The organism is Marinobacter sp. LM1 (assembly GCF_042763285.1).
Taxonomy (GTDB): Bacteria; Pseudomonadota; Gammaproteobacteria; order Pseudomonadales; family Oleiphilaceae; genus Marinobacter; species Marinobacter nauticus.
Genome location: NZ_CP114373.1, coordinates 1,009,895 through 1,035,456, shown reverse-complemented (window position 1 = coordinate 1,035,456; position 25,562 = coordinate 1,009,895). Strand labels below are relative to the sequence as shown.

The following is a 25,562-nucleotide window of genomic DNA, read 5'->3' as shown; positions in this document are numbered from 1 at the left end:
GGGAACGGCGTGATTTTACCGGTTACAGGCCGCCATTGCCATGATCAGGAAATAAGCGGCTTCTCGTACTGCCGGATCAGGAATCCGATCAGGGCATCTTCGTCCAGCGGATAGCTGAACAGATTGCCCTGGCACTGGGCGCAACCGGCGGATTTCAGGAACGTCAGCTGCTGTAGCGTTTCCACCCCTTCCGCCACCACCGTCAGGTGCAGCTTGTGAGCCAGGGCGATCACCGCCGACGCCACATCGGTGGCACTGACGTTATAGGGAATGTCGCGAATGAAGCGATGATCAATCTTGATCACATCCAGCGGCAATTGCTGCAGCGCCACCAGTGAGCAGGAGCCGGTACCGAAATCATCCAGAATCAGGCACACGCCCAGGTCGTTCAGCGACACCAGCAATTCCCGCAACATTCTCGGGTCTTCATTGAGCAACTCCGCCGGCATTTCCAGCTCCAGCCGCTCGGGAGAGACTCCCGTCTCGGTAATCACCCGCCGGATCATGTCCAGGAAGCCGGAGTCCGTCAGCTGACGCACCGAGAAGTTCACCGCCATCTTCAGCGACTCGAACCCGGCCCGCTCAAGCGCCTGGACCTGGATACAGGCTTGCCGCAGGGCCAGCTCGCCCAGGCGGATGATCAACCCGGTTTCTTCTGCCAGGGTGATGAACTGCTGGGCCGAGACCAGACCTTTTTCCGGATGATGCCAGCGCAGGAAAGCCTCAACACCGATCACCCGCTGAGTAGCCAGATCCACTTTTGGCTGGTAGTGCAGGACAAACCGGTCGCCATCGAGTGCCGTGGCCAGTTCTTCCTGCTGCAGCAGGCGACGGGCGGCCTGGATGTTCATGGCCGGCGTGAAGAACTGATACGTGTTGCGCCCCAGCTCCTTGGCGCGATACATGGCCAGGTCGGCATATTTCATCAGCGCGCCTGCATCCTCACTATCGTGAGGGATCATGGTGATACCGATGCTGACGGTCACACCCACTTCATGGTCGTTCAGGCGAATACGCTGGCACAGGCGCCGCAGAATGTTTTCTGCCACTTTGCCAGCGGCTTCGGAGCCGCTGATCCGGGACAACAACACCACAAATTCGTCGCCACCGAGCCGGGCCACGGAATCTTCCTCACGGACACAGCCTTCCAGCCATTGTGCGACCTGACGCAGGAGTTCGTCACCGGCATCGTGCCCCAAGGTATCGTTGATTCGTTTGAAACCGTCCAGATCAAGGAACATCAGGGCTGCCGCCTCGCCACTTCGGCGGCTGCGACGAACCACGTGATTCAACCGATCCCGGAACAGCTGCCGGTTGGCGAGCCCGGTCAGCGGATCATAGAACGCCAGTCGGTGCAGTTCGGACTGAGCTGCCTTTAGCTGGGTAAGATCCCGAAGGCTCAGAACCACACCGTTGACGCCAGGCACCGAGAGCATCGCGGTGAAGGTGCCTTCCATATCACGCCACTGGCCATCGGCATCGCGTACCCGGGCACGCACCACCGGCATCTGTTTGCCCGGGGAGGCCATGGACTCTTCAAAGCCTCTTTGCAGGTGCGACCAGTCATCCATATGCACCAGCTTCTCGAATTCCAGGGCTTCCACCTTGTCCGGATCGAATCCCAGGATGTCACGACTGGACGGGCTCGCATACAGCGGGCGCCCTCGACGATCCATGACCAGGGTAACGTTGGCTGCACCCTCGGTAATGGCGCGATAACGGCCGGCACTGACCTGAGCAATCAGCCGGGAGCGAATCAGGGCCAGAACAAAAAGCCAGAGCAGCAAACTGATGGCCAGGCCAGAGCCGAGAACAATGGGAGGGCGCGGGTCGGCGGCGAGATAATCAAAGGCTGGCGTGGAACGGGTCTGCAGCAGCCATTCCCGGCCACCGTGTCTGATCGTCTGGCTCATCTCAAAGCTGAATTCGTTGTCCAGCGAACCGAGATTGGAGCCATACATCAGGGTGTCCCTTGCCACCACCCCGCTGTCGTAGATGCGCACATCCAGAAACGGCGATATCAGGCCGACAATACCGTCAATCAGGTTGTTCATACGGAAGGCACTGAACACGTACCCGGCCAGCATCATACGGCGCTCGGCCCGGATCTCCGGAATCTCACCACCCTGGAAGACGGGGTAATACATCAGAAAACCGGCCTGATCCTCGGCGACAGACTCCTGCACCAGCACAACCTTGCCGGTGACCGTCGGGATAGCGTCATCCCTGGCCTGTTCCATGGCAGTACGGTGGATGGGGTCACTGAAAGCGTCATAACCCAGCGCCTTGCGATTACGCTCGGTGCCCGGCTCCAGATAAACCATGGGATAGTAATAGGGCCCGGTACCCAGGGGCTTGACCAGATAATTGTAAAGCCCCTCCGCCCGAACCGAGGCAATGTGATCGGCCATTTCGCGGACACCAATACGCTCCACGTAGCCGATACCCTCAATGCCAGGGTAATAACGATTGATATCGACGTTGTCGACGTACTCTTTCCACTGATCGCGTGTGACTTTACCGGTGACAGCAAACAGACCGGCACTGCCGGCAAGAACCTGTTCGTAATTGAGCAAGCGTTCTTCAATCGCGGTCTTAAGCTGCAGGGACTGAGTGCGGAATCGGGCCTCGGTGCGATCTTCAACCAGCCGGATGGAGACCTGCCAAAGCAATACCGTCGCAACCACAGACACCAGGAATACCACCCAGGCGATCCAGGAATTGCGCAGCTTCAGCAACTGACGGAGGGGAAGATCCTTTTTGGTCATCATCGTGTTCGGCCCATTCCATGACCCGGTTTATTGTCGAATCCGGCGAGTATAACAAAAGTGTTCTTGAACCCACAGTTTGGCCGGCCGTTGGCGCTGAGGTGTGGCCGACAGCTTGGTCGGCGCTCCTGACACCCTTTGGAATTCAGGCTGGCTTGCGGAGGTACAGACGGGAGCTACGGTCGCAAAGCGCCGTTCTTTGAATACACGATCCAAGCGGTTCATTGCCTAATAATCCACGCTTGGTGCGTCCAGCGGACAACTGCCAGGTTTCAGGGATTCGGCAAAAAAATCCAGCAGCAGTCGCACCTTTGGCGACAGATGACGGTTATGGGGATACACCGCCCAGATACCGTCATCGTCTTCCTGATAATGGGTCAGCAGCGGAATCAACAGCCTGGAATCCAGTGCGCTCTGAACGTAGTAATCCGGTAGCTGAACAATGCCAATCCCCTTGAGGGCGGCATCAAGCAGGGCCCTGCCACTGTCGCAACGGATGTTCCCCGTTACCCGCACGTTGCGCGGCTGGCCCAATTCCTGGAAGCGCCAGTAATCCAGGTTTCCCAGCAGGCAGTTGTGGTTCGCCAGTTCGGACAACGAGTGAGGCGTGCCGTGCGTGGCGAGATAATCCGGCGAGGCACACACGTATAGGGTTCGGGATGCGAGACGCCGGGCCATCAAGGTCGAATCCTGCAGCTTTCCCATGCGTACGGCAAGATCGTACCCCTCAGCGACCAGATCCAGTGTCTGGTTGGTAAGCTTCATGTCCACGTCGAGTTCGGGGTATCGCAAAACGAAGTCATTGACCAGCGGCGCAATGGATTTCTCTCCATAGGTCACCGGCGCAGTCAGCCTCAGCCGGCCTCGCGGGACCAGCTGCATGTTGGTAATAGAGCGTTCCGCCTGCTCCAGGGCATCAAGTACCTGCCGGCAGTGCTGGTAAAAGATCTGTCCGGCCTCGGTTACCGACACCCGGCGTGTGGTGCGGTAGAACAACCGGGTCGATAAGCGGGCCTCCAGGGCACTGACCTGACGACTGACCTGTGCCGTCGACACGCCCAGTCGCTTCGCGGCACGCGTGAAACTCTCGGTTTCGGCAACCGCCACAAACTCGTTTACCCCTTCCCAGCGATACATGATTATCCCTTTTTGCTTTGCGTCAGCCGATTATTACACATACGTAAAGGTGATTTGATAAAAACAGCGATTATCAATCAGAGAGCCATAAATACAATATGGCCTTCGTTTGGGCGTCCCGCCCTTCCTGAATGACCAATGGAGAACGTTATGGCTGAGATGATCAAATCAAAAGCAGCAATTGCCTGGGGCCCGGGTCAGCCACTGTCGGTTGAAGAGGTGGACGTGATGCCCCCGAAAGCAGGGGAAGTACGGGTAAAAGTGATCGCAACCGGTGTATGCCACACCGATGCGTTTACCCTCTCGGGTGAGGATCCCGAGGGCAACTTTCCAGCCATCCTTGGCCATGAAGGCGGCGGCATTGTAGAGGCGATTGGTGAAGGCGTTACCAGTGTTGCCGTCGGCGATCACGTTATTCCCCTGTATACCCCCGAATGTGGCGAGTGCAAATTCTGCCTGTCCGGCAAAACCAACCTGTGCGGGAAAATCCGCGAAACCCAGGGCAAGGGGCTGATGCCCGACGGCACCAGCCGCTTCTACAAGGACGGACAGCCAATCTATCACTACATGGGTTGCTCGACCTTCTCCGAGTACACCGTTCTGCCGGAGATTTCGCTGGCGAAGGTCAACAAGGAAGCCCCGCTGGAAGAGGTGTGCCTGCTCGGCTGCGGCGTAACCACCGGCATGGGCGCGGTCATGAATACCGCCAAGGTGGAAGAAGGCGCTACGGTGGCCATTTTCGGTCTCGGCGGCATCGGCCTCTCCGCAATTATTGGCGCGACCATGGCCAAGGCGAGCCGAATCATTGCCATCGATATCAATGACAGCAAATTCGACCTGGCACGACAGCTTGGCGCAACCGACTGCATCAATCCCAAAGACTATGACAAGCCGATTCAGGAAGTGATCGTTGAACTGACTGACGGTGGCGTGGACTATTCCTTCGAATGCATCGGCAACGTGGATGTCATGCGGTCCGCACTGGAATGTTGCCACAAGGGATGGGGCGAGTCGGTCATTATTGGCGTTGCCGGGGCAGGCCAGGAAATTTCCACCCGCCCGTTCCAGCTCGTTACCGGTCGCGTCTGGAGAGGATCCGCCTTCGGTGGGGTCAAAGGTCGTTCCGAGCTGCCTGGTATTGTCGAGCGTTACCTGCAGGGTGAATTCAAGCTGAATGATTTCATCACCCACACCATGGGCCTCGATGACATCAACGAAGCCTTTGAGTTAATGCACGAAGGCAAGAGCATTCGCAGCGTTATCCATTTCGACAAGTGATGGTGAGGGCGGCCCGCCACTTCGGCGGGCCGCCCTGCAACGGAGTGTCCAATGACCCTTGAAAACCTGAGCAGTAACAAAAGTTTTGGTGGCTGGCACAAACAGTACAGCCATCCGTCCGAAAGCCTTGGCTGCACCATGCGCTTTGCGGTCTACCTGCCACCGCAGGTTGCCAATGGACAGAAAGTGCCGGTGCTTTACTGGCTTTCCGGCCTAACCTGCACAGACGAAAACTTCATGCAGAAAGCCGGCGCCCATCGTGTGGCCTCGGAACTGGGCATGGCCATCGTGGCACCGGATACCAGCCCCCGGGGCGATCACGTTGCCGACGATGAAAGCTACGATCTTGGCCAGGGGGCGGGCTTCTATGTAAACGCGACCGAAAGCCCATGGCATCCCCACTACCGCATGTACGACTATGTTCTGAATGAGCTGCCTGCACTGATCGAATCTGTTTTCCCGGTAACGAATCAACGCTCCATTGCGGGCCATTCAATGGGTGGTCATGGCGCCCTGGTTCTGGCTCTGCGCAACCCGGAGCGCTACCAGTCCGTGTCGGCCTTCAGCCCGATCAGCAACCCGGTAAACTGCCCATGGGGCAAAAAAGCCTTTACTGCCTACCTGGGCAAAGACAGCTCGCGTTGGGCCGAATACGACGCCAGCCTGCTGATGCGGGATGCAACACAGTTCGTACCGGCACTGGTCGACCAGGGAGACGCGGATAACTTCCTGACTGAGCAGCTTCGGCCAGAGGCGCTTGAGGCCGCAGCCAGCATCAACAATTACCCGCTGGAGCTCAATTTCCGGGAGGGCTACGACCACAGCTACTTCTTTATCTCGAGCTTTATCGAGCAGCATCTGCGATTTCATGGCAGGCATCTGGGGTGCGGCTCGAAGCATTGATATCGAGACAGACTGGACGTAGGTTTTTCACAGCACTGGGGAAATTGGCTCATATCACATCGGGGGGCTGTGTTCGCTTTTGTTGAGTCTTGCCGGGGGTGCGGACTGGTCGCAAAGCGAACATTCAGACGCACCTTATTGCGACCACATTCCTAGCCTCCCACGGCGCTCGGTACAAGCTTGGAAGTTAACCCTGCGGATGAGTCCCCAAGCACCATTTAGCTGCTGAAAAGACATCCAGCCCCGTGAGCACGCGGGGCTGGATGTTGCTACGTTTATCTAATGGTTAATCACAACATTTTCTTCAACTGACCGTAGTCTCCTCCAGTACGCAGTACCAGAGTGATGTCGTTGTCGTTCCGATTTCTGAAGAACCAGCCGTGATTGCCGGTAAAGGCTGCTTCCAACTCGCCCTCGTCTTCAGGCACGCCCCGGCCTTTTTCGTAGGAAATTGACTGACCACTTCCATCACCATGGGTATCGAAGTTGATCGGGCCACCCTCTGATACCCAGGAGAATCGGGCTGTAGCGCCTTCCTCCATAGTAAGTTTGAACTCTGTGCCTTCTCCCGGTGTGAGAACCACGCGCACTTCATCCTGCCACTGCGGTTCCACAACTTCTGGTGCAGGCGCAGGTTCTGGCTCGGCAGGTGCAACCTCTGCTTCAGGTGAGGGAGCTGGCTCCTCAACGGCTTCAGCCACGACAGGCTCTTTGACTTCCGGGGCCTCTCGCTCAGTTGAGGATTGAACAGCAACCATCTGAGCAGCCTCGTCAGCAGCAGCCTCTTCGGCGAGCTGCTCCTTGATTTCGCCCATTTCAGTCAGGCCCAAAAGGCGACCTGCGCCGGTTGGGTCCAGGGCATACTCGGCGGGCATGACCACGGTTACCAGCAGAACCAGCGCCACAATTGCGGCCATGATGGTGGATCGAATCAGCTTGGCAGTGCTGGGCAGTTCTTCACGGTTGGGAATATCGGTGTTGTACATAAAAAATCTCCAGAATCAGGCGACGAAGTAACCGGTGAGCTGGTAGCCAAAGAGCAGAAAACCTGCACTCATCATGGCCACGTTGGCGGTGTAGGCATGGCGGAAAAATCCGTCGGTTTTTCGCCAGAAGCTGATGACAATCAGGATCATGGCCAGGGCGATCAATTGTCCGATTTCCACGCCCACATTGAAGGCGAGGAGGTTCGGAATCAGGCCGTCCTGTGAGATGTCGTATTCGATGATCTTGGTGGACAGACCAAAGCCATGGAAGAACCCGAAAATCAACGTGGCGGCTTTGGTGTTGGGCTGGAAACCAAACCACCGCTGATAGGCACCGATGTTGTCCAGTGCCTTGTAGACGATGGACAGACCGATAATCGCATCAATGATGTAACTATTGATGCCCACGTTGAAGTAAACCCCCAGCAGCATCGTGGTGGAATGCCCCAAGGCAAACAGGCTCACGTAGATCGCGATGTGCTTCATCTGGTAGAGGAAGAAAATGACACCCAGCAGGAACAGCAGGTGGTCATATCCGGTGACCATGTGTTTGGCCCCCAGATAGATGAACGAAATAAGGTTTATCCCGGTAATTTCCTGGATGTACCCCTTGTCGCCCTGAGCGACTGCGTGCGCGAGCACATCCGTACTCATTCCCAGCAAGCCCAGGGTCAGAAATATCCAAAACAGACGACTGCCGCTGCCCGATAAGGACACGCTACGGCAACCGCCAAGCAAGCTTGACAACATAAAGACTCCAATCGAATTTGTTTTCTGAGGCCGCTCAAGCGGCAGGAATCAAATAGGAAGGGAGCCTTTCGGGGGGCGTTCGAGCCGATAGCGCAAACTGCGGGGGGAACCTCCGGCAAATGGAATGGCCTGCCGGAAAACGGTCGGGCTTTGGGAAACGAATGGAATCCTGAGCTGGTCCACGGTCTCGTGGGTGTGATTGCCAGCATCGTGGTGCAGTGAAGGTGACTCTGGTTCTTTGTCGAAATCGTGACTGTGTCCGTGTCCACCATGATTGCCAGCGTGGCCATCCGCCTGGAACTCCCAGTCGCCCGCTATCTCGGCCACACCGTGAGAGAATGACTCGCCAATCACCGACAGTGACAGGCCCGCCAATGCAAAGAGCATGACGAGCGTCGGAAGCAGTTTTCTCTGGTGAATGGCCGAAATCATCAATCTAATGCGTCGAGTCTGTGGTTGGATTTCAACGAAAACAGAGGATACCATCCCCCCATGGGGGATAGGAATTAAACATGGTAAATGATCACACGCATCAATCTCACCCGAACATTATCAAACGTCTTAAGCGGGCTAACGGCCATCTGGAAAGCGTGATTGGCATGATTGATCAGGGAAAACCCTGCCTGGAACTGGCCCAGCAACTTCACGCCGTGGAAAAGGCCATTCAACAGGCCAAACGCGTGCTAGTACAGGACCACATTGAGCATTGCCTCGACGATGCTATCGGGCCGCTGGAGCCAGACCAGCAGCGGCGTGTCGATGAATTCAAGGCAATTGCCCGGTATCTCTGACCTGATTGCTTTTCAACCTGCGATCTTCCCATTAATCACACCGGAGAGGCTCCACCGTCACGTGAACCAGGGACTGGCAGTGTGCCTGAATGCGCTCCTTATAGACTGCAGGCGACTCGGGCTGATGCGAGACCACTGAGACAATAGCCGCATGAATGTTTGGGCCTATCGCCCACACATGCAGATCACTGACTTTGGCATCGTCGTCTTCGACGGCCTGTTTGACAGCTTCCTCCATGTCCTGATGTTGCTCGTCGAGGAGGACCTTCGAGGTGTCTTTCAGCAGATGCCAGGACCAACGGGTTACCAGAATCGCACCGATAATCCCCATCATCGGGTCCAGCCAGTTCCACCCGGCATATTTACCCGCCAGAAGGGCAACAATGGCAAGGACTGACGTCAGCGCATCCGCGAGCACATGCAGGTAGGCGGCCCGGCGGTTGTGGTCATGGTGATGATGGTGGTGACCGTGATCATGCCCGTGACTGTGACCATGGTCATGGCCTGCATCCCCCAGTATCCAAGCTGACACCCCGTTGACCACCAGGCCAATAATAGCCACAAAAATGGCCCCGTCGAAGGAAATGGGGACGGGCTGGATAAAACGCCCAACACTCTCGATGACCATGTAGAGCGCAAAGACAGCCAGCAGAATGGCTCCGGTAAAGCCGCCCAGCGCATTGACCTTGCCCGTCCCGAAAGAGAATCGGGCGTTGCCTGCGTTTTTCCTGGCGTATGCATAGGCGAAGGCGGCAATACCCAGGGCCACCGCGTGCGATCCCATGTGCAGGCCATCGGCCAGCAACGCCATCGAGCCATAAACGATCCCGGCCAGGATTTCCCAGACCATCATTGCAAGCGTCAGGCCCACCACGATGAGTGTTCGGGTTTCGCCAGAGCGCTTCTGATCCTGACCAAACACGTGATTATGTTGCCAATGGTCGAGTCGTTCATGGTGCATAACAGTGTTCCCGGCAAGACTGATGGTTGGTAGACCTGTAGGCAAAATCTCACTTTTGACCTATCCCCCCTGGGGGGATAGCATGGAATGCTACTGGAGTCAGATTTCTACCACAACCTTTCTGCTTCTTATGCTGTCACTGGTGAAGCCATGCTTGAGATTCTGAAGCACCGAACCTATCGCCATTTGTTTCTGGCCCAGGTCGTTGCATTGCTGGGTACGGGGCTGGCTACGGTGGCCTTGAGTCTGCTGGCATTCGATCTGGCCGGAGACGAGGCGGGACAGGTGCTCGGCACCGCCATGGCTATCAAGATGGTCGCTTATGTCTTGCTAGCCCCCCTGGCATCAGCTCTGGCGGAGAACATACCCCGTCGTGCTCTGCTGGTCTCTCTGGATGTGATTCGAGCGGCGACGGCGCTGGCTTTGCCTTTCGTCACCGAAGTGTGGGAAGTGTACGTGCTAATCGCGGTCCTTCAGTCCGCCTCGGCGGCCTTTACACCAACCTTCCAGTCTACGATTCCGGAGACTCTTCCAAATGAAGACGATTACACCAAGGCGCTGTCGCTTTCCCGATTGGCTTACGATCTGGAAAACCTCATCAGCCCTGCGCTCGCGGCGTTGATTCTGCTTGCCACCAGCTGGCAGGCATTGTTCTCGGGCACGGTAATCGGTTTTATCGCATCAGCCTTGCTGGTGGTGTCCGTTGCTTTGCCCTCCGGGGCCAAATCAGAAAAACGTCGCGGCGTTTATGATCGCGCACGGGCCGGATTCAGAATTTTCATGGCAACTCCTCGCCTGCGCGGGGTGATGTCACTGAACCTAGTTGTCAGTCTTGCGGGAGCCATGGTGATCGTGAATACGGTTGTCCTGGTGCAGGGACAATTCGGCCTTACCGACCAGCATACGGCTATGGCTTTTGCCGCGTTTGGTGGCGGTTCCATGTTGGCGGCATTGGCGTTGCCAGCTTTATTGAAACGCTGGCAGGACCGGCAAGTCATGCTCACAGGAGGTGGGATTCTGGTTGCCGGGTTGGTTCTAGCGCTGCCGGTAGGCTCTCTGGAATGGCTGTTACCCGTATGGGCATGGCTAGGCGTTGGTTTTTCCACCGTTCAAACGCCCATAGGCAGGGTCCTTACGCGGTCGTCGCATGCTGAAGATAGGCCAGCTCTGTTCGCTGCCCAGTTCTCTTTATCGCATGCCGGATGGCTGATCGCGTATCCATTAGCTGGTTGGCTGGGCTCTTCTGCGGGAATGACCATCACTCTATTGATACTTCTGGGGTTTGCTCTCGGCGGGCTGATCCTTGCCGTGAAGTTATGGCCATCTGTTGATCCGTCAGAACGTTCGCACCACCACGACGATCTTCCAAGTGACCACCCTCATATCGCAAGTGATTTCAACTCCAGTGTCCACAGTCACAACTACGTCATTGATAGCTTGCATCCCAAATGGCCAGATTGAGTTTTGCAGTCACCGCTTAGAAAACTTCAATGGCCGCCACCTCTGGAATGGGGGGGGGGAATGCAGGGGCGTTTCTTAGGCAACTCGGGGGAATTAAATCCAGAAATTTGGGATGCTGCGAACGTTCGCTTTTGTTTAGCTTAAACTCCGCGTGTGCATTGGTCGCAAAGCGAACATTCAGGTTTTGGAATAACGCCGCGCTCTACGGCAAATTTGGAGCGCAGTGGAAAATATGTCCGGCAGCAGCGCCTTCTTAGGCGATACAAAGCACTGTAGGCAAATCAAATGGCCACCCCAAAAAGGGCACCGATCCCCGCAGTCAGGGCCATTGCCAGGGCGCCCCAAAAAGTTACCCGAGAAGCAGCCACAAGAACGGGAGCGCCCCCCGTTCTTGCTGCTAGTGAGCCCAGCAACGCAAGGAACAAGAGAGAGCTGCTTGGAACAGCCCACATAAGTATGTGACTCGGCAACAACAAAACGATGAGCAGGGGAAGTGCCGCGCCAACCGAGAATGTACCTGCCGACGCAAACGCGGCCTGAATCGGGCGAGCCGTCGATACCTCTGAAATACCAAGTTCATCGCGTGCGTGAGCCCCAAGCGCATCATGCTTCATGAGCTGAATTGCTACTGTGCTTGCAAGCTCTGGATCCAACCCTCGCCTTACGTAGATCTCAGCCAATTCCGCTTGTTCTTGTTCGGGCTCCCTAACGAGCTCTCCACTCTCTCTGGCAAGATCCGCCCGCTCCGTATCAGATTGAGAGCTGACTGACACATACTCACCCGCTGCCATCGACATAGCGCCTGCAACAAGACCGGCAACACCAGCAACCAAGACAGCCTTCGAGTCCGCCCCTGCCGCCGCAACCCCAAGAACCAGACTAGCGGTAGATACAATTCCATCATTTGCGCCCAGAACCGCAGCACGGAGCCAGCCAATCCGTTCTGTCCTGTGCCTTTCAGCATGCCTCATACCAAGTTCCAATTAAAAAGGAAGAGAAAGTTACTAACGTTTGCAGCATGCGCGCCCATGAAATGGAGCCGAAGGCGCAATGTAAAGGGTGGACTTACCCGGGTCCACTAGAAACTTCTAGCCTATGATTAGAGCATAGCAGAGAGTGCCATGAGCAACCAACGTTATCCCGCGGAATTCAAGAATGACGCGGTCTGGAATAGTGTGCGTGCTAATCAGCACGCGGTGCATCGAAAGATCGACCATAAGCAGACCTGAGAACCTGATGGCGATGCTTGAAAATGAACCGGTAAACCGGTGTCAGTAACAAGGTGAACATGGGCAACCTGCATTGAAATTCGACAGTGTCGGTTAGCCTGCATGCCGTCCCGTATCGATCTATGTTCCGATGATGGCGCCACAACCTATTGCAAAACGAGCTGGATTCTTCCGCGAATCCCACTTGTCGATCGATGCTAGCGAAAAAGAACTTGTGTCGATCGATAGGCACGATACCAAACAGGAGTATCCAGCTTGAAAACAGCACCCTACCAGTAGGCCAATCGGAGATTGCCTTGTTTGACCACTCGGAGGGGGCCGTCTGCGGATGAGAGGACTTAGCTCCCTATTGACCCCTTCCATCGTAAACAGCTCAGAGACAACTTCAGGACTGATTTCAAGATTGCTGGATATTTCAAATATCATTGTAGTCAACCGTGGGAGTTAACATGGCAATCACCCATACGCATCAATCGCATCCGGACATTTCCTCGACGATTCTGTCTGGCCTCTACAGCCAGGTCGGCAGGCCATCGATGAAGTCAAGGCAACAGTTTAATACCTGAAATCACCGATGCTCGCCGGTTTGAATGCCGGGCCTAAGTGACTCTGAGCCTCAGAAACGAAACTTACAGGTGGCCGTATAATATCCAGGCGCCCACCGCAACCAGCGTAAGACCGCCGAATATTTCTGCTCGGTGCCCCATCACAGCTCCGATAGCGCGGCCCAGCATTATGCCAATAGTCACCATCAGGGTTGTTGCCAGTCCGATTAAAGCCGCAGCAATCCAGATATTGACGTTGATAAATGCCAGGCTCACGCCCACCGCCATGGCGTCAATACTGGTACTGAAAGCGGTAATGCAGGTCCGGAGCAAGGACTTTTCCGCCGGCTTTTCTACGCCGTCTTCCTCGGGTTTCATACCCTCATAAATCATATGAAGACCGAGAATCATCAGTAGCGCAAACGCGATCCAGTGATCCCACGCTTCCACATAACCAGATGCTGACTTTCCGATCAGCCATCCTACCAATGGTGTAATGGCTTCTATTGAACCGAAGATGAGACCTATCTTAAAGGCTTCTGGAAGACGAGGGCTTTTTAGCGTCGCACCTCTGCCAATTGCAGCGGCAAAGGCATCTGTGGACATGGCAAAGGCAAGTAAAAGAAGGGTAATCGGGTTCATCTAACTGGCTCCGGTCGGGCATTTCGAGTCCACGATATATCCACACGCCCGACCTTGGGCATGGATATATCGATGGTCTCGCCAACCGAGAGGTGTTCGTACCATGGCATATGGCCAATTATGTTGATACGAACTCTTCCGAACTTCGGAAGCAGGCTACTCCCCAACGAAGCGCGAATATAGCAATCATCCATAGGGATCGCAAACTGCCCTGCCTTCATTGCAGGCTCAGCAAGTTTCCGGTGCGAAAGCGTGGTGTTCGGTGCATTGGTGTAATTCGACCGTTACATGCACCAGGGATCGACACTGGGCCTGAATGCGATCCTTGTAGACCGAAGGCGATTCGGGCTGGTGCGAAACCACCGAAACAATAGCAGCATGAATGTTGGGACCAATCGACCAGACGTGCAGGTCACCGACTTTTGCATCGTTATTTTCGACGGCCTGTTTGACAGTTTTTTCCAGGTCTTGATGCTGTTCGTCAAGGAGCACTTTCGAAGTGTCTTTCAACAGATGCCAGGACCAACGGGTGACCAGAATGGCACCGATGATACCCATCATAGGGTCCATCCAATTCCAACCAGCATATTTTCCGGCTAACAGTGCCACAATGGCCAGAACCGATGTCAGAGCATCCGCAAGCACATGAAAGTAGGCGGCACGGCGGTTATGATCATGGTGAGAATGGTCGTGGTGATGCCCGTGATCATGGCCGTGACTGTGTCCATGGTCATGCTCTGCACCCCCCAATATCCAGGCCGATACGCCGTTGACCACCAGGCCGATGATGGAAACAAAAATCGCACCGTCAAAGGAAATGGGGACTGGCTGTATAAACCGTCCCACGCTCTCGATGACCATGTAGAGGGCGAAGGCTGCCAGTAGAATCGCGCCGGTAAAACCACCAAGCGCATTAACTTTACCCGTACCAAAAGAGAACCGTGCGCTGCCTGCATTCTTCCTGGCGTAGGCATAGGCGAATGCAGCAATACCAAGCGCTACTGCGTGCGACCCCATGTGAAGCCCGTCTGCCAACAATGCCATTGAGCCATAAATTATGCCGGCCAGAATTTCCCACACCATCATCGCAAGCGTGAGGCCTACGACAACAAGTGTGCGGGCCTCACCGGAGCGTCTTTTGTCCTGACCAAAAATGTGGTCGTGTTGCCAATGGTCAAGTCGTTCGTGGTGCATGGCAGTGTTCCTGGCGAGCGTGGAATGGCGGTCGGGAAAGCCGAGGCAGTCTTTTGATCTATACCTGAATCAGTGACTTCGCTCGCCAATATACCCGTCAAGCCCACCTCTGCGCCAACAAGAGGCGATAACTGGGTGAGATTCTGACTTTGAGGTCAGGAAGCAAAGAGCGGGAGCAACCGATGGTTCGAGATTGGTTGATAAATAACCAGCATGCAGTGTTTAGGCAATAGCGGGCTGTCCCGGCAGAGGATTCCGGGAGGATTGTTTTTTGCCAGTGGTTGAGTTGGCCTATCCGGCGGAAGCAAGGCCCCGATAAAGATCGCGGTAAACCGCAAAGCCTGGGCAGTGTCGGCCAAATCGCAGGATCCACTGCCGGCCACTGTGCACCAGGCGGCAGGCCATGGTCATGATTTCCTGCATCACGGTTCTCAGGCGGCGACGCTTGGCCGGATGGCGAACCGGTGCATCCGGGCCGGTCAGTCTCAGGCCCATCCAGCGCAGCACGTTGTAACCCATGGTGGCGAAGGCCATGACCAGGTTGTTGGTGTCGAATTTGCCGGACGGCAGCCGCTCCAGGTCCAGGTCGGTTTTGAATTCACTGTGGAACTGCTCACTGGTGGCGTGGTCGCGATACAGTGCCATGACTTCTTGCTCATCGGCCACCTCGGCTGGCAACGAGGTCACCCAGCCTTCGAGGCTGACTTCCGGTTCGAGATACAGCTGGCCTTCGGCATCGCTGGTACGAACGGTGACCTTCACGATGCGACGCAGACCGGGCTCGTCCGGAATCGCTTCCGACAGAACCGCTTCCATCTTGCCATCGCGCTCCAGTGACCAGGCTTTCCGGGCCTGGGCCTTGTCTGCCCAGACGAGCGGATCCTCTTTACGAGGGTTCCACTTGATCAGGAAGTCGATCTGGTCCTGCTCGCGCAGGAAATCGCGATTAGCACGGGCATCGTGTGCGCTGTCCAGGCGCAACAAAATGGGCTTATCCGTCAGTGATCGAGCCCGGGGTAACACCCGTTTGAGGGTATCGAGAAATCCCTTGTTGGCGTGCTGGCTGCCAGGGCGCAGCTCGCAACCCAGGCACCAGCCTTCCTGCCCCAGGTAGGCGGCCAGCGGTGCATAACCGTCGTAGCCCTTGTAGGTGTAGCTGACACCCTCCTTATGGGTCTGGCTGTTGTCCATGGGAAAGACATCCATATCCAGCGCAACGTGGCCCATCGCCAGAGGTGACACCGGAGCTTCGACGGACTGAAGAAACTCGACGCTGGCATCGTCCAGCAGGGGTGTCAGGCCTTGAGCGTCTTCATCAAATCGCTGGCGCAACCGGGCCGACGATGGCGATTGCTTGATGCCCAGCGCAGACTTGAAAAATGGGTCCGTTCGAACCGGCTCGACCGCCTCGAAGTCACTCTTGCCCAGCGTGATCAGGCCAAGATAGGTCCGGATCAGTTCAATGTTCGGAATACCGTGCCGCTTGACGACGGTGCGGGCGGTTTTGGTGAGTGAGGTATGCCGGTTCAGGCAATGACCGACCAGGGCCAGCCCGCCATTGGGTGTATAGACTTCGGTTCGGGATTGCTGGAGAGTGAAGGTACGCATGAGCCGAAAGCACTAACTGGGTGAATGGGTGTCAGATGCTATTATATCGCTCTAAGCCTTGTTATTGCAGGCTTTGGGCGTGAGTTCAGCTCGTTGAAGTCACGGATTCAGGCTATACCTAAAGGGATATCAAACGGACGCTATGGTAACAAAATAATGGGCACCGCCCGGGTGATCCCACCAAACGACTGTGAAATCAAATCATATTGGAAAGCGGACTTTTTTTGCCACTCGACGCCTTGCTGGCCATGCATAATTTGTTAGCAAGACCGGCCATCCCACCAATCCAACTGCGCCAAAAACGCGGCGAAAACATCACAAACACACTGAGCAATTCCAACCTCCCCAGCAACATAGCAATTATCTAAAGACGCAGTACGAATGTTCGCTTTTGTTTTAGCGACTGGAGGAACCTGATCTAAACCCGAGGGTAATCATCGACTGGAGCTGGCAGCGGATGCGCCATCCAGGGACCAAGAAGCCAAGTTACGCCTTTAGATCTCAATACTCTCAGCTATCTCCAGAGCATCCTCGACCTCGACACCAAGGTACCGCACGGTGCTCGACATATTCGTGTGTCCCAACAGCAACTGGACGGCTCGAAGATTCTTCGTCTTCTTGTAGATCAATGTCGCTTTGCTCCGTCTCATTGAATGGGTTGCGTAGACTGAAGGATCAAGTCCAATGCTGGTAATCCATTTTTTGACAAGACGGGCGTATTGGTGAGTCGTGATATGGTCCGACTTTCGCACCCGGCTCGGCCACAAATAATCCATACCTGCGAGTCCTCGCAACTCGATCCATGCTTCGACCGATTCGCGCGTCTTTTTGGTTATCTCAAACTGAACAGGCTGACTGGTCTTCTGCTGGATGACTTGCGCCCGGTCCAGAACCTCACCGTTTCTGGCAATATCCCGAACCAATAGCTTTACCAGATCGCAGGATCGGAGTTTGCAGTCAATTGCCATGTTGAACATCGCCAGCTCGCGGATGTTCTTCGCTATCTCTAACCGAATACGGATAGCCCATATTTGTTCGAGTTTAAGCGGTAGCTTCTGGCCGATGAGCTTCCCTTTGTTCCAGGGAACTTTGCTGGTAGAAAATGTCATGACGTGGCCCTCTTTGGAGGGTAAGGGCCTTTAAGTATGGTTCAGAAAATTGTTCCCTGCTGGCCAGCCTGGTCGCAAATCGGGCATTCAAATTTGGGCGCAACGCCTGCGCCTTTGTTCTCGAATTCGAAGTCGGCCTCGAAGGTTGGAAGACTTCACTGCCAGCTGAGGTGGTCGACGAGCAACACATCATGGCGCTTTACAACGATCACGCCACCAGTGAGCAGCTCCACATTGATTTCAAAACCGACCTAGGACTACTGCCGTCCGGTAAATTCGACACCAACAACCTGGTCATGGCCCTCGCGACGATGTAGCAGGTTGCGGCAGCGGTTCATGAGATGTCTGTAACCATATCAGAGGTGTCTTCCAATGTTCAGAGCACATCCGATCAAGCTCAGAGCGCGTCGCGTTCGGCAATTCAAGGGCGCGAGGTGGTTGGCAAGACGGCTCGTGCGATTGAGCGTCTGAAAATAACGGTCGATGAAGTTCAGACATCGGTTAAGGATTTGGCGGTCAGAACCGAGAACATTACGCAAGCGGCGGAAATGATTGAACAGATCGCCGAGCAGACGAATTTGCTTGCTTTGAATGCGGCGATTGAGGCCGCCAGGGCCGGCGAGCACGGACGCGGTTTTTCCGTTGTTGCGGATGAGGTTCGTCGTTTAGCCAAGCGAACGACCGAATCGACGAGGGAAATACACAATATTTTGTCTGACCTCTTGGAGGGTTCTCAGCGCTCCCTGGCAATGGCGCAGGAGGGAACAGAGGCAGCTGAGGCAGGCCTGGGAGAAATGCATTCCGCTGAGACTGTATTGACTGAGATTGCTGATTCCGTTGGCACCATTGCCGACATGGCGATGCAGATGGCCGCTGCCGTTGAGGAGCAAAGTCAGGTGTCAGATCAAATTAATCAGCAGGTTGAGCATATCTCATCACTGGCCGACCAGAATCATGGTAAGGGAGCGGCTTCGGCCCGCAGTATGGAGAGCGTTGAAGATATCGCGCGCGAGCTTCACGAGCTGGTAGTCAGATTCAAGTCATAATCACGAGGAAAAGCAGGGTTATGAATGGTGTCTCCTCGGCGATCAGAGGTCACGGATGTGTATTGGGAATATTAACAATTAGCTACAAAATGCCTGTGGAGCACTTTCTGCGCGTAGCATAAATTACCGTTGAAGCGCACCGGCTTCGTCTGCGCAGAGGATTGGTTGTGAAGGTACTTGTAATTGAAGACGATAGCCTGGTTTCCGATTTGCTGGAAACGGTTATTTCCGGTCTCTTTGTTGGGGTTCAGGTTTTGGCCGGATTTTTCCAACTCTGGGTGGACCTAATACGGGGTCAGGGTTACAGATCATTACCTTTCGCTTATCGAAATTTCTGTCAATGTGGGCCACGCTAAACATGTATTGAACGGAGGCATATTCGCTTCCTACGTTTTATCTGAACCTGTTAGAGCGGCATGGGCATCACTGATTCAATTACTCTCGACCACTTCCCCGTTGGCAGCCTGGTGTCCAATGCTTCCCGGCAAGTCATTTATAGCAATAGTTACTTTGCTAGAAAGTATGGCTATTCGGTCAATGAGCTTGTCGGGAAGGATTTCTTTTCACTTCTAAGTCGGGCCTCACAGATCATGTACGACAGCTATCTTATGCCAATGCTGGTGCGAGAAGGCTGCTGTGAAGAAATTCGGCTGACCTTGATCAACTCAGATGGCGACACTGTGCCGGCAGTGGTTAGCGCCAAGCTGCAAGAAAACGGCAACGGTCGAATCTTCTGGAGCGTTGGGCATGCTGCTCGTTCCGAGCAGTTGTTTGAGGAGCTCACCGAGGCCAGGAAGCTACTCCAACAAAAAGTTGCGTTGCTTCACACCCTGTCTGACACCGACCAACTGACCGGTTTGCCAAATCGTTCCGCTCTTACGCGCCATTTGACCCAAAAAATCTCACTTTTTGCGGAGGGCGAACTGGCTTTCGCTTTGGCATTTATTGATCTTGACGGCTTCAAAGAGGTGAACGACCAATACGGGCACTACATGGGAGATAAGGTTCTGAAGCTTATTGCCAAGCGCATGGCTAGCAACCTTCGAAGTGACGACCTGATTGCACGGCTTGGTGGTGATGAGTTTGTCGTTTTGCTTCATGGCCACTTCAACGCAGCCATGGCGGAAGAATCGGTTAATCGTTTGATCCGGAAAATCAGTGAGCCACTTGAACTTGACGCTTTGACATTACATGTGTCGGCCAGCGTTGGCGTAACGCTTTACCCGCAAACCGAAAACATAACCCCGGATCAGCTGATTAGGCAGGCGGATCAAGCCATGTATCAATCCAAGTTGGCTGGCCGGAATCAAATGAGCCTGTTCAACGTCGATAACGAAAAGTATCAAAGAGAAAAGCACACGGAACTTCATGCAATCAAAGCGGCCATGGCTGCCAACGAGTTTCAGCTTTATTATCAGCCAAAAGTGGATATGCGCAGCGGAAAAGTTCTCGGGGCAGAGGCGTTGATTCGCTGGAATCATCCGGTCGAGGGATTAAAAGGACCCGCGACGTTCTTGCCGATTATCACGGAAACGAATGTCGGGCTCGATCTTGAGCAATGGGTAATAGTCAACGCCCTTGAGCAGCTTCAGGCCTGGCTTTCAGAGGATTTGGACATCCATATCAGTGTCAACATTTCCGGTTATCACCTGCAGGACCCAGACTTCCTCAAGAAGTTGACCCGCGTACTCTCGGCATTTCCAGATATTCCGAAGCATCGGTTTGAACTGGAGGTACTGGAGACGAGCACAATCGAAGACGTTGAAAAAGTATCCCTTGTACTTTCTAGCTGCAGAATGATGGGCATAAGAGTGTCACTGGACGACTTTGGCACAGGCTATTCAACGCTCGGTCATCTGCGGGACTTATCGGTCGACACTCTTAAAATTGATCGTAGTTTTGTAAAGGACATGCTGACCAAACCTGGAGACCTTGCAATTCTTAAGGGCGTCATCGGATTTGGACAGGCGTTTGAGTGTGACCTCATCGCGGAAGGCATAGAAACTTATCAGCATGCGCAAAGTCTCATGGAGCTTGGCTGTGATTGGGGACAGGGCTATTACATTGCGCGCCCGATGCCGGCTGCCAGCTTCATTGAGTGGGTTTGTGATTGGCGAGAAACTGGATTCGTAAAAAAATTCAAAGCGACTGATGCTTTGACAACGACCGAAATTAAGGAGTGAAACCAGCGTGTTCACCAGAGAAGAGATTATTGCGAGGAACAATGTTGAAATCATTGGCTCCGGTGATACACCGCTGATGCTGGCCCACGGCTTCGGTTGTGATCAGAACATGTGGCAATACTTGACGCCTGGTCTCAGGGATCGCTACACCCTGATCCTCTTCGATTACGTCGGCTCTGGCCAGTCACAACTGTCGGCCTTCAGCGAGGCACGATACAACACATTGGAAGGCTACGCCCGCGATGTCAGTGAGATTTGTCATGCACTGAACCTGAGGGACGTTCATTTTGTCGGTCACTCGGTCAGTTGCACGGTTGGTTTGTTGGCGGCACTTGAGCACCCGGAATACTTCGCGAGTCAGATAATGATTTGCCCCTCTCCCTGCTTTCTAAATGTTCCACCGGATTATCACGGCGGATTCGAGTGGGCAGATCTGGAAGAGTTGATTGAACTGATGGATCGGAACTATCTGGGCTGGGCCAGTTATCTGGCGCCTTTGGTGGTCGGCGCTGAAGGATCCGCGATGTTAACCGGTGAGCTTTCAGACAGTTTCTGTTCCACTGACCCCTTGGTTGCCAAAACGTTCGCAAAGGCGACATTTTTTTCTGACTACCGTCATCTTTTACCATGCGCCAAACATCCGACGCTCATCTTGCAGAGCCAGGTTGATGCGCTGGCCAATGAGAGAGTCGGAAAGTACATCCATGAGCATATGCCAGACAGCAGGCTCCGGGTTCTGCCGAGCGAGGGTCATTGTATCCATATGACACATCCGGAGTTGGTAAGGCCGGAGATCATGGATTGGCTACAGGCGTGAATTTGAGCAATGCTCGAATGTTCGCTTTTGTTTAGCAGCGGACCGATCTAGGCGTCCGGTGGAGGCAGCAGGCCGGCAAGGTCAGGGAGCGGTGGGCCTATGAAAGACAGACAGAAATTGATTTCTCTCGGCCCGGCAAGCCCAGCGACAATGCGACTCGGGAGCCATTCAACGGTAGACTCCGTCAGGAATGCTTGAACGAGAACTGGCTCCCGTCACTGACCAATGCCGAGCAGAAGATTGACTCCTGGAGAACGTTCTATAATCAAGTCAGGCCTCACTCCGCACTGGGGTGGTCCAAACCCTATGACTACGCCCGAAAATACGCTGCTTCAAGGTAAGCGCCAATAAATCCGCACCTGTAGCTGACGCCCGAGTTTCGCCACACTGATTCCTGCTTTCACATTAAGGAGGAATCTGATGACTACCCCTGATTTACACCAGTTCTGGCAACAGACGCTGTCGGACTGGCAGGCTTCGGGCTTGTCCGGTGCAGCCTACTGCAAACAAGAGTCGCTTGTTTATCATCGGTTTGTCTACTGGCGGCAGAAGCTGACCGGCCGTGCCGAATCCAGTGATGAACCGGTTCAAGCTCGATCCGGATTCACTCGCGTGACTCCGACTCCGGATGCCGGAGTCGGTTTGACCGTGTCACTGCCCGGCGGCGTATCGATCACCGGTCTGCATGCCGGTAATATCGATTTGCTGGGTGCCGTCTTGAGACAGCTGTGATGCGTCACCGCTATCTGCGCCCTTCCTGGGATCTGCCGGAGATCTACCTGTACCGAAAGCCCATCGACTTCCGCAAGCAGGCCAACGGCCTGGCCCTGCTGGTGGAACAGGAACTGGGGCACAGCCCATTCTCCGGTGCACTTTACGCCTTCACCAACCGGCAGCGGAACAAGATCAAATGCCTGATGTGGGAAGACAACGGCTTTGTGCTCTATTACAAAGCCCTGGCTGAGGAGAAATTCAAGTGGCCAGGGCCTGCGGATGAACTGATGCCGCTGACCGGTGAACAGATCAACTGGTTGTTGGACGGCTACGACATCAGTCTGTTGCGGGGCCATAAAACCCTGCACTATGAGAGTGTCGGATAGCCCTTTTTGCATTACGTTTTAGGTGTGCCAGGGCATTGTTTTTGCTATAATTCCGCCATGAAATCAACGCCTGATAACGCCCTCAAAACCCCGGATCTCAACGGTTTATCGACCGCTGAGATGGTGGCGCTTATCAGCGGCCTTCAGCAGCAACTCGCCTCCAAAGAAGACGCCATCCAGCGACGAGACGCTCGCATCGAGATCCTCGAAGAACTGCTGCGCCATAAGAAGATCCAGCAGTTCGCCGCCAGCAGTGAAAAGCTGCCCAATCAGATCCTGCTGTTCGATGAGGTCGAGCTGGAAGTCGAGATTGATGTACTGCGCGATGAGCTGCCCGACGATGTCGAAGAGGAAGAGACACCCCGCCGTTCCCGCAAGCGCCGCCAACGTGGTTTCTCCGATACGCTGCTGCGTGAGCGTATTGAATTAACCCTCAGCGACGAAGAAAAAGCCGGTGCCAGCAAGACCTTCTTCACCAAGGTGAAGGAAGAACTGGAGTTCATCCCCGCTCAACTGAAAGTGCTGGAGTACTGGCAGGAAAAGGCCGTGTTCGAGCAGGACGGCGAAGAGCGCATTGTTGCGGCCGCCCGTCCGGCGCGCCCGCTGGGCAAGTGCATCGCCACCCCGTCACTGCTGGCTTACCTCATTACCTCCAAGTACGCCGACGGCCTGCCGCTGTACCGTCAGGAGCAGATGTTCAAGCGTCTGGGTCACGAGGTCAGCCGCACCAGCATGGCTCACTGGATCATCCGGCTGAATGACGTCTTCCAGCCGCTGATCAACCTGATGCGGGAAACCCAGAATAGCGGTGACTACCTGCAAGCCGATGAAACCCGGATCCAGGTGCTCAAGGAAGACGGTAAGACCGCCCAATCCGACAAATGGATGTGGGTCACCCGGGGTGGTCCACCGGGAAAACCTTCGGTTCTGTTCGAGTATGATCCATCACGAGGTGGCAAGGTACCGGTGCGTCTGCTGGATGACTTCCAGGGCATTCTGCAAGCCGATGGCTATTCCGGCTATGGGCAGGTCTGTGCCACGAACAAGCTGACGCGGATCGGATGTTGGGATCACGCGAGACGTAAGTACGTGGAGGCGTCCCGGGCGGCACCGGCCAAAGGCAAAAAAGGCCAACCCTCAAAGGCGGATGTAGCCCTGAGCCACATCCGCAAACTGTACGCCATTGAAAAGGCCGCCCGGGATCTGAGCGACGCGGAGCGATATCGGGTTCGCCAGGAAAAGAGTCTGCCGTTGTTGAACGCCTTTAAAGCCTGGCTGGAGAAAAATGCCCCCAAGGTGATGAAAGGCCTGCTTACCCGTCAGGCCATGGATTACACCCTGAACCAATGGGACTACCTGGTCGGCTACTGTGAGCGCGGTGACCTGAAGATCAGCAATGCCGGAGCCGAGAACGCCATCCGCCCGTTTGCCCTCGGCAGAAAAGCCTGGCTCTTCGCCGATACCTCACAAGGGGCGAAAGCCAGCGCCACCTGCTATTCGCTCATCGAAACCGCCAAGGCCAATGGCCTGGAGCCTTCAGCTTATATCCACCATGTGTTGGAACGCATTGCTGAGTCCGACACGCTGGAGAAGCTCGAAGCGTTGCTGCCCTGGAATGCCGAGTTGCCGGCTTCGAAAAAAGTGGCTCAATACGATTAGGGCAAGCGGGTCGATTTAACGGCGCTTACGCTTCAAGTCACCTAAGACCGCAATTAGAGCCGGTTTTTTCTGGCAATGAGCGAGACAAAAGCGGGGTCAGGATCACTCCTTCTGCAATCACTCAAAAATTCTTTACTCAAAACCTCGATTATTGTCTAAGGAGAGAGTTCATCGAGGTTGTCTTGATCAAAGAAGTGCCTAGCTGCCTCAATTACCCGGCCTGCTCTCAACTTCGTAACCTACGAACGATAACAAGTGCTATTGCAAGAGAACCTAGGACTGGCGAAAGCTTTTTAGAGTTGGGTGATGCGGAAAATCCTCAAGAGCAGTGTCCACTAGCATATCTAGGCTAATGCTTGCCCCACCACCTCCGAGGCTCAAAACTTTCAATGCGGAAAACCACATGCTTCGGCCATTACCACTGAGTTGCAGACGCGATAAATCACCGCCCGCTCTGGACCAAATAGCCTGGTCTGTTGGGCCGGAGGGATAGAGATCAGAAAATATAGATGAGAGTTCTCTTGTGTTAGCAGCAAGAGGATTGGGTTTAGAAGGTCCTTTAATTGCTCCGCCGGCGTCGAGTGCTATTGGGAAATTGTCCTCTAGGTTGTAAGCCTTGAATTGAGGATGTTGCTCTTCTCCACACATTGCCATCACATTTGAATTCACCTTGGAACTCACGTGGTTAAAGAGATCAAAAACCCGAATAAATCCATCGCCCTGGGCATTACAATTTCCCCGCATTGCATCGACCAAGTGCTTAGTAAAAACGCTATTGGTATCGCCGCCAAGAATGAGTGAAACCTCATTCTCTCGCGACGATGCAATAATTACTTTCCCAATACCATTGGAAAGTAATGCGATCGACTTATTACTGAAGCCAATCCTTGGTTGAGCGTGTCCGTCAGACTTGAAACTAACAGCGCCGCCTGAATGGCAAGCGTCGAGTATGACGACTATTCGGCGAGCTCTAATTTTTTTTAACGCATCAGAGAACTCGCTGTCGGAAAGATAAGATGGTTCGGAGGAATAGCTGGAGAAATCGACCGGTAATAATGCGCTGAACTCAGAGTGATTGGCAAATAAGCCACCATGACCTGAGAAATAGATAAAAACAAAATCTTCTTCTTGGCTCTCTTGAGAAAGCTGCTCAAGCGCATTACAGATATTTGAAAGTGTTGCTTCATTATCCAACAGCACCTTCACATTCTCCGGATGATATCCGCAATAGTGAGGAGCCGTCAGGACGCTGGCAACATCGTTCGCATCTTTCAACACGACTGCGGGCAGTTGGCCTATATTTTGATACGCTGCTATACCGACAATCAGCCCCCGACCGACGCCTCCCAACCCCTTCCCTGTGTTGCCAACCTGATCTTTTTCCACAATTACTCC

At 54.5% G+C, this 25,562-nt stretch carries 22 protein-coding genes, 2 pseudogenes and 1 riboswitch; of the genes and pseudogenes, 12 read left to right on the top strand and 12 right to left on the bottom strand.

Going from position 1 to position 25,562, the window contains the following annotated elements:
* Positions 1–44: 44 nt before the first annotated feature.
* On the bottom strand, positions 45–2,771 hold the full coding sequence (locus OZ656_RS04805; protein WP_011785716.1) for an EAL domain-containing protein: 2,727 nt from the start codon (positions 2,769–2,771) through the stop codon (positions 45–47).
* 225 nt (positions 2,772–2,996) lie between these two features.
* Positions 2,997–3,905: a LysR substrate-binding domain-containing protein gene (locus tag OZ656_RS04800; protein ID WP_114433644.1), complete on the bottom strand. Its 909-nt coding sequence runs from the start codon at positions 3,903–3,905 to the stop codon at positions 2,997–2,999.
* Between the two features lie 159 nt (positions 3,906–4,064).
* On the opposite strand from OZ656_RS04800, the gene OZ656_RS04795 reads away from it, so the two are divergent.
* Both OZ656_RS04795 and fghA read left to right on the top strand, forming a co-directional pair.
* Complete coding sequence (locus OZ656_RS04795) at positions 4,065–5,183, top strand: S-(hydroxymethyl)glutathione dehydrogenase/class III alcohol dehydrogenase (protein WP_278350028.1); 1,119 nt, start codon at positions 4,065–4,067, stop codon at positions 5,181–5,183.
* A gap of 51 nt (positions 5,184–5,234) precedes the next feature.
* On the top strand, positions 5,235–6,086 hold the full coding sequence (gene fghA / locus OZ656_RS04790) for an S-formylglutathione hydrolase (RefSeq protein ID WP_278350027.1): 852 nt from the start codon (positions 5,235–5,237) through the stop codon (positions 6,084–6,086).
* A 290-nt stretch (positions 6,087–6,376) separates the two neighbouring features.
* Here the strand turns inward: fghA and OZ656_RS04785 are convergent, their stop codons facing one another.
* From OZ656_RS04785 to OZ656_RS04775, 3 genes are read right to left on the bottom strand one after another with little or no spacing between them, the layout of a single operon-like run.
* Entirely contained in the window at positions 6,377–7,072 is a 696-nt protein-coding gene (locus OZ656_RS04785) for a hypothetical protein (RefSeq protein ID WP_278351172.1), read from the bottom strand.
* Between the two features lie 15 nt (positions 7,073–7,087).
* The gene (locus tag OZ656_RS04780; RefSeq protein ID WP_379945024.1) at positions 7,088–7,822 is read right to left on the bottom strand and encodes a HupE/UreJ family protein; all 735 of its coding nucleotides are present in this window, start codon (positions 7,820–7,822) and stop codon (positions 7,088–7,090) included.
* Positions 7,823–7,870: 48 nt separating this feature from the next.
* The gene (locus OZ656_RS04775; protein ID WP_222534604.1) at positions 7,871–8,254 is read right to left on the bottom strand and encodes a hypothetical protein; all 384 of its coding nucleotides are present in this window, start codon (positions 8,252–8,254) and stop codon (positions 7,871–7,873) included.
* Positions 8,255–8,334: 80 nt separating this feature from the next.
* On the opposite strand from OZ656_RS04775, the gene OZ656_RS04770 reads away from it, so the two are divergent.
* On the top strand, positions 8,335–8,613 hold the full coding sequence (locus tag OZ656_RS04770) for a metal-sensing transcriptional repressor (protein ID WP_153740610.1): 279 nt from the start codon (positions 8,335–8,337) through the stop codon (positions 8,611–8,613).
* Positions 8,614–8,644: 31 nt separating this feature from the next.
* Here the strand turns inward: OZ656_RS04770 and dmeF (OZ656_RS04765) are convergent, their stop codons facing one another.
* Complete coding sequence (gene dmeF / locus OZ656_RS04765; protein ID WP_278351169.1) at positions 8,645–9,574, bottom strand: CDF family Co(II)/Ni(II) efflux transporter DmeF; 930 nt, start codon at positions 9,572–9,574, stop codon at positions 8,645–8,647.
* Positions 9,575–9,724: 150 nt separating this feature from the next.
* Here dmeF (OZ656_RS04765) and OZ656_RS04760 point away from each other — a divergent pair, with 150 nt between their 5' ends.
* The gene (locus OZ656_RS04760) at positions 9,725–11,035 is read left to right on the top strand and encodes an MFS transporter (protein ID WP_153740621.1); all 1,311 of its coding nucleotides are present in this window, start codon (positions 9,725–9,727) and stop codon (positions 11,033–11,035) included.
* A 281-nt stretch (positions 11,036–11,316) separates the two neighbouring features.
* On the opposite strand, the gene OZ656_RS04755 is transcribed toward OZ656_RS04760, so the two are convergent.
* The 5 genes from OZ656_RS04755 to OZ656_RS04735 all read right to left on the bottom strand — a co-directional run bounded on the left by OZ656_RS04755 (position 11,317) and on the right by OZ656_RS04735 (position 17,362).
* Positions 11,317–12,006, bottom strand: a complete 690-nt coding sequence (locus OZ656_RS04755) for a VIT family protein (protein ID WP_022989546.1) — start codon at positions 12,004–12,006, stop codon at positions 11,317–11,319.
* A gap of 887 nt (positions 12,007–12,893) precedes the next feature.
* On the bottom strand, positions 12,894–13,451 hold the full coding sequence (locus OZ656_RS04750; RefSeq protein WP_023010643.1) for a manganese efflux pump MntP family protein: 558 nt from the start codon (positions 13,449–13,451) through the stop codon (positions 12,894–12,896).
* An 8-nt stretch (positions 13,452–13,459) separates the two neighbouring features.
* Positions 13,460–13,628, bottom strand: a riboswitch (yybP-ykoY riboswitch).
* A gap of 51 nt (positions 13,629–13,679) precedes the next feature.
* Positions 13,680–14,645 carry a CDF family Co(II)/Ni(II) efflux transporter DmeF gene (gene dmeF / locus OZ656_RS04745; RefSeq protein WP_022989549.1) on the bottom strand — a complete coding sequence of 322 codons (966 nt, stop codon included), beginning with the start codon at positions 14,643–14,645 and terminating at the stop codon, positions 13,680–13,682.
* 291 nt (positions 14,646–14,936) lie between these two features.
* A complete protein-coding gene (locus OZ656_RS04740) occupies positions 14,937–16,253 on the bottom strand; it encodes an IS1380 family transposase (RefSeq protein WP_379945023.1) in 1,317 nt (438 codons plus the stop codon).
* Positions 16,254–16,747: 494 nt separating this feature from the next.
* Positions 16,748–17,362, bottom strand: coding sequence for a tyrosine-type recombinase/integrase (locus tag OZ656_RS04735; RefSeq protein ID WP_379945022.1), 615 nt, complete (start codon positions 17,360–17,362; stop codon positions 16,748–16,750).
* A 119-nt stretch (positions 17,363–17,481) separates the two neighbouring features.
* Between OZ656_RS04735 and OZ656_RS04730 the strand changes: the two are divergent.
* The 8 genes and pseudogenes from OZ656_RS04730 to tnpC form a co-directional block, all read left to right on the top strand.
* Positions 17,482–17,676: pseudogene (locus OZ656_RS04730) on the top strand (IS1380 family transposase); the annotation flags it as partial.
* 27 nt (positions 17,677–17,703) lie between these two features.
* Entirely contained in the window at positions 17,704–18,408 is a 705-nt protein-coding gene (locus OZ656_RS04725; RefSeq protein ID WP_278350325.1) for a methyl-accepting chemotaxis protein, read from the top strand.
* Positions 18,409–18,824: 416 nt separating this feature from the next.
* A complete protein-coding gene (locus tag OZ656_RS04720) occupies positions 18,825–20,591 on the top strand; it encodes an EAL domain-containing protein (RefSeq protein WP_278350324.1) in 1,767 nt (588 codons plus the stop codon).
* Positions 20,592–20,598: 7 nt separating this feature from the next.
* Positions 20,599–21,408, top strand: a complete 810-nt coding sequence (locus OZ656_RS04715) for an alpha/beta fold hydrolase (RefSeq protein ID WP_278350323.1) — start codon at positions 20,599–20,601, stop codon at positions 21,406–21,408.
* 77 nt (positions 21,409–21,485) lie between these two features.
* Positions 21,486–21,749, top strand: a pseudogene (locus OZ656_RS04710) (transposase); the annotation flags it as partial.
* Between the two features lie 79 nt (positions 21,750–21,828).
* Positions 21,829–22,140: an IS66 family insertion sequence element accessory protein TnpA gene (tnpA, locus tag OZ656_RS04705; RefSeq protein ID WP_114435617.1), complete on the top strand. Its 312-nt coding sequence runs from the start codon at positions 21,829–21,831 to the stop codon at positions 22,138–22,140.
* Complete coding sequence (tnpB, locus tag OZ656_RS04700; protein ID WP_114435616.1) at positions 22,140–22,508, top strand: IS66 family insertion sequence element accessory protein TnpB; 369 nt, start codon at positions 22,140–22,142, stop codon at positions 22,506–22,508. The genes tnpA and tnpB overlap by 1 nt, the downstream gene beginning before the upstream one ends.
* A gap of 57 nt (positions 22,509–22,565) precedes the next feature.
* Positions 22,566–24,167 carry an IS66 family transposase gene (gene tnpC / locus OZ656_RS04695; protein WP_114435615.1) on the top strand — a complete coding sequence of 534 codons (1,602 nt, stop codon included), beginning with the start codon at positions 22,566–22,568 and terminating at the stop codon, positions 24,165–24,167.
* 273 nt (positions 24,168–24,440) lie between these two features.
* Here the strand turns inward: tnpC and OZ656_RS04690 are convergent, their stop codons facing one another.
* Complete coding sequence (locus OZ656_RS04690; protein WP_379945021.1) at positions 24,441–25,553, bottom strand: caspase family protein; 1,113 nt, start codon at positions 25,551–25,553, stop codon at positions 24,441–24,443.
* Between the last annotated feature and the right edge of the window lie 9 nt (positions 25,554–25,562).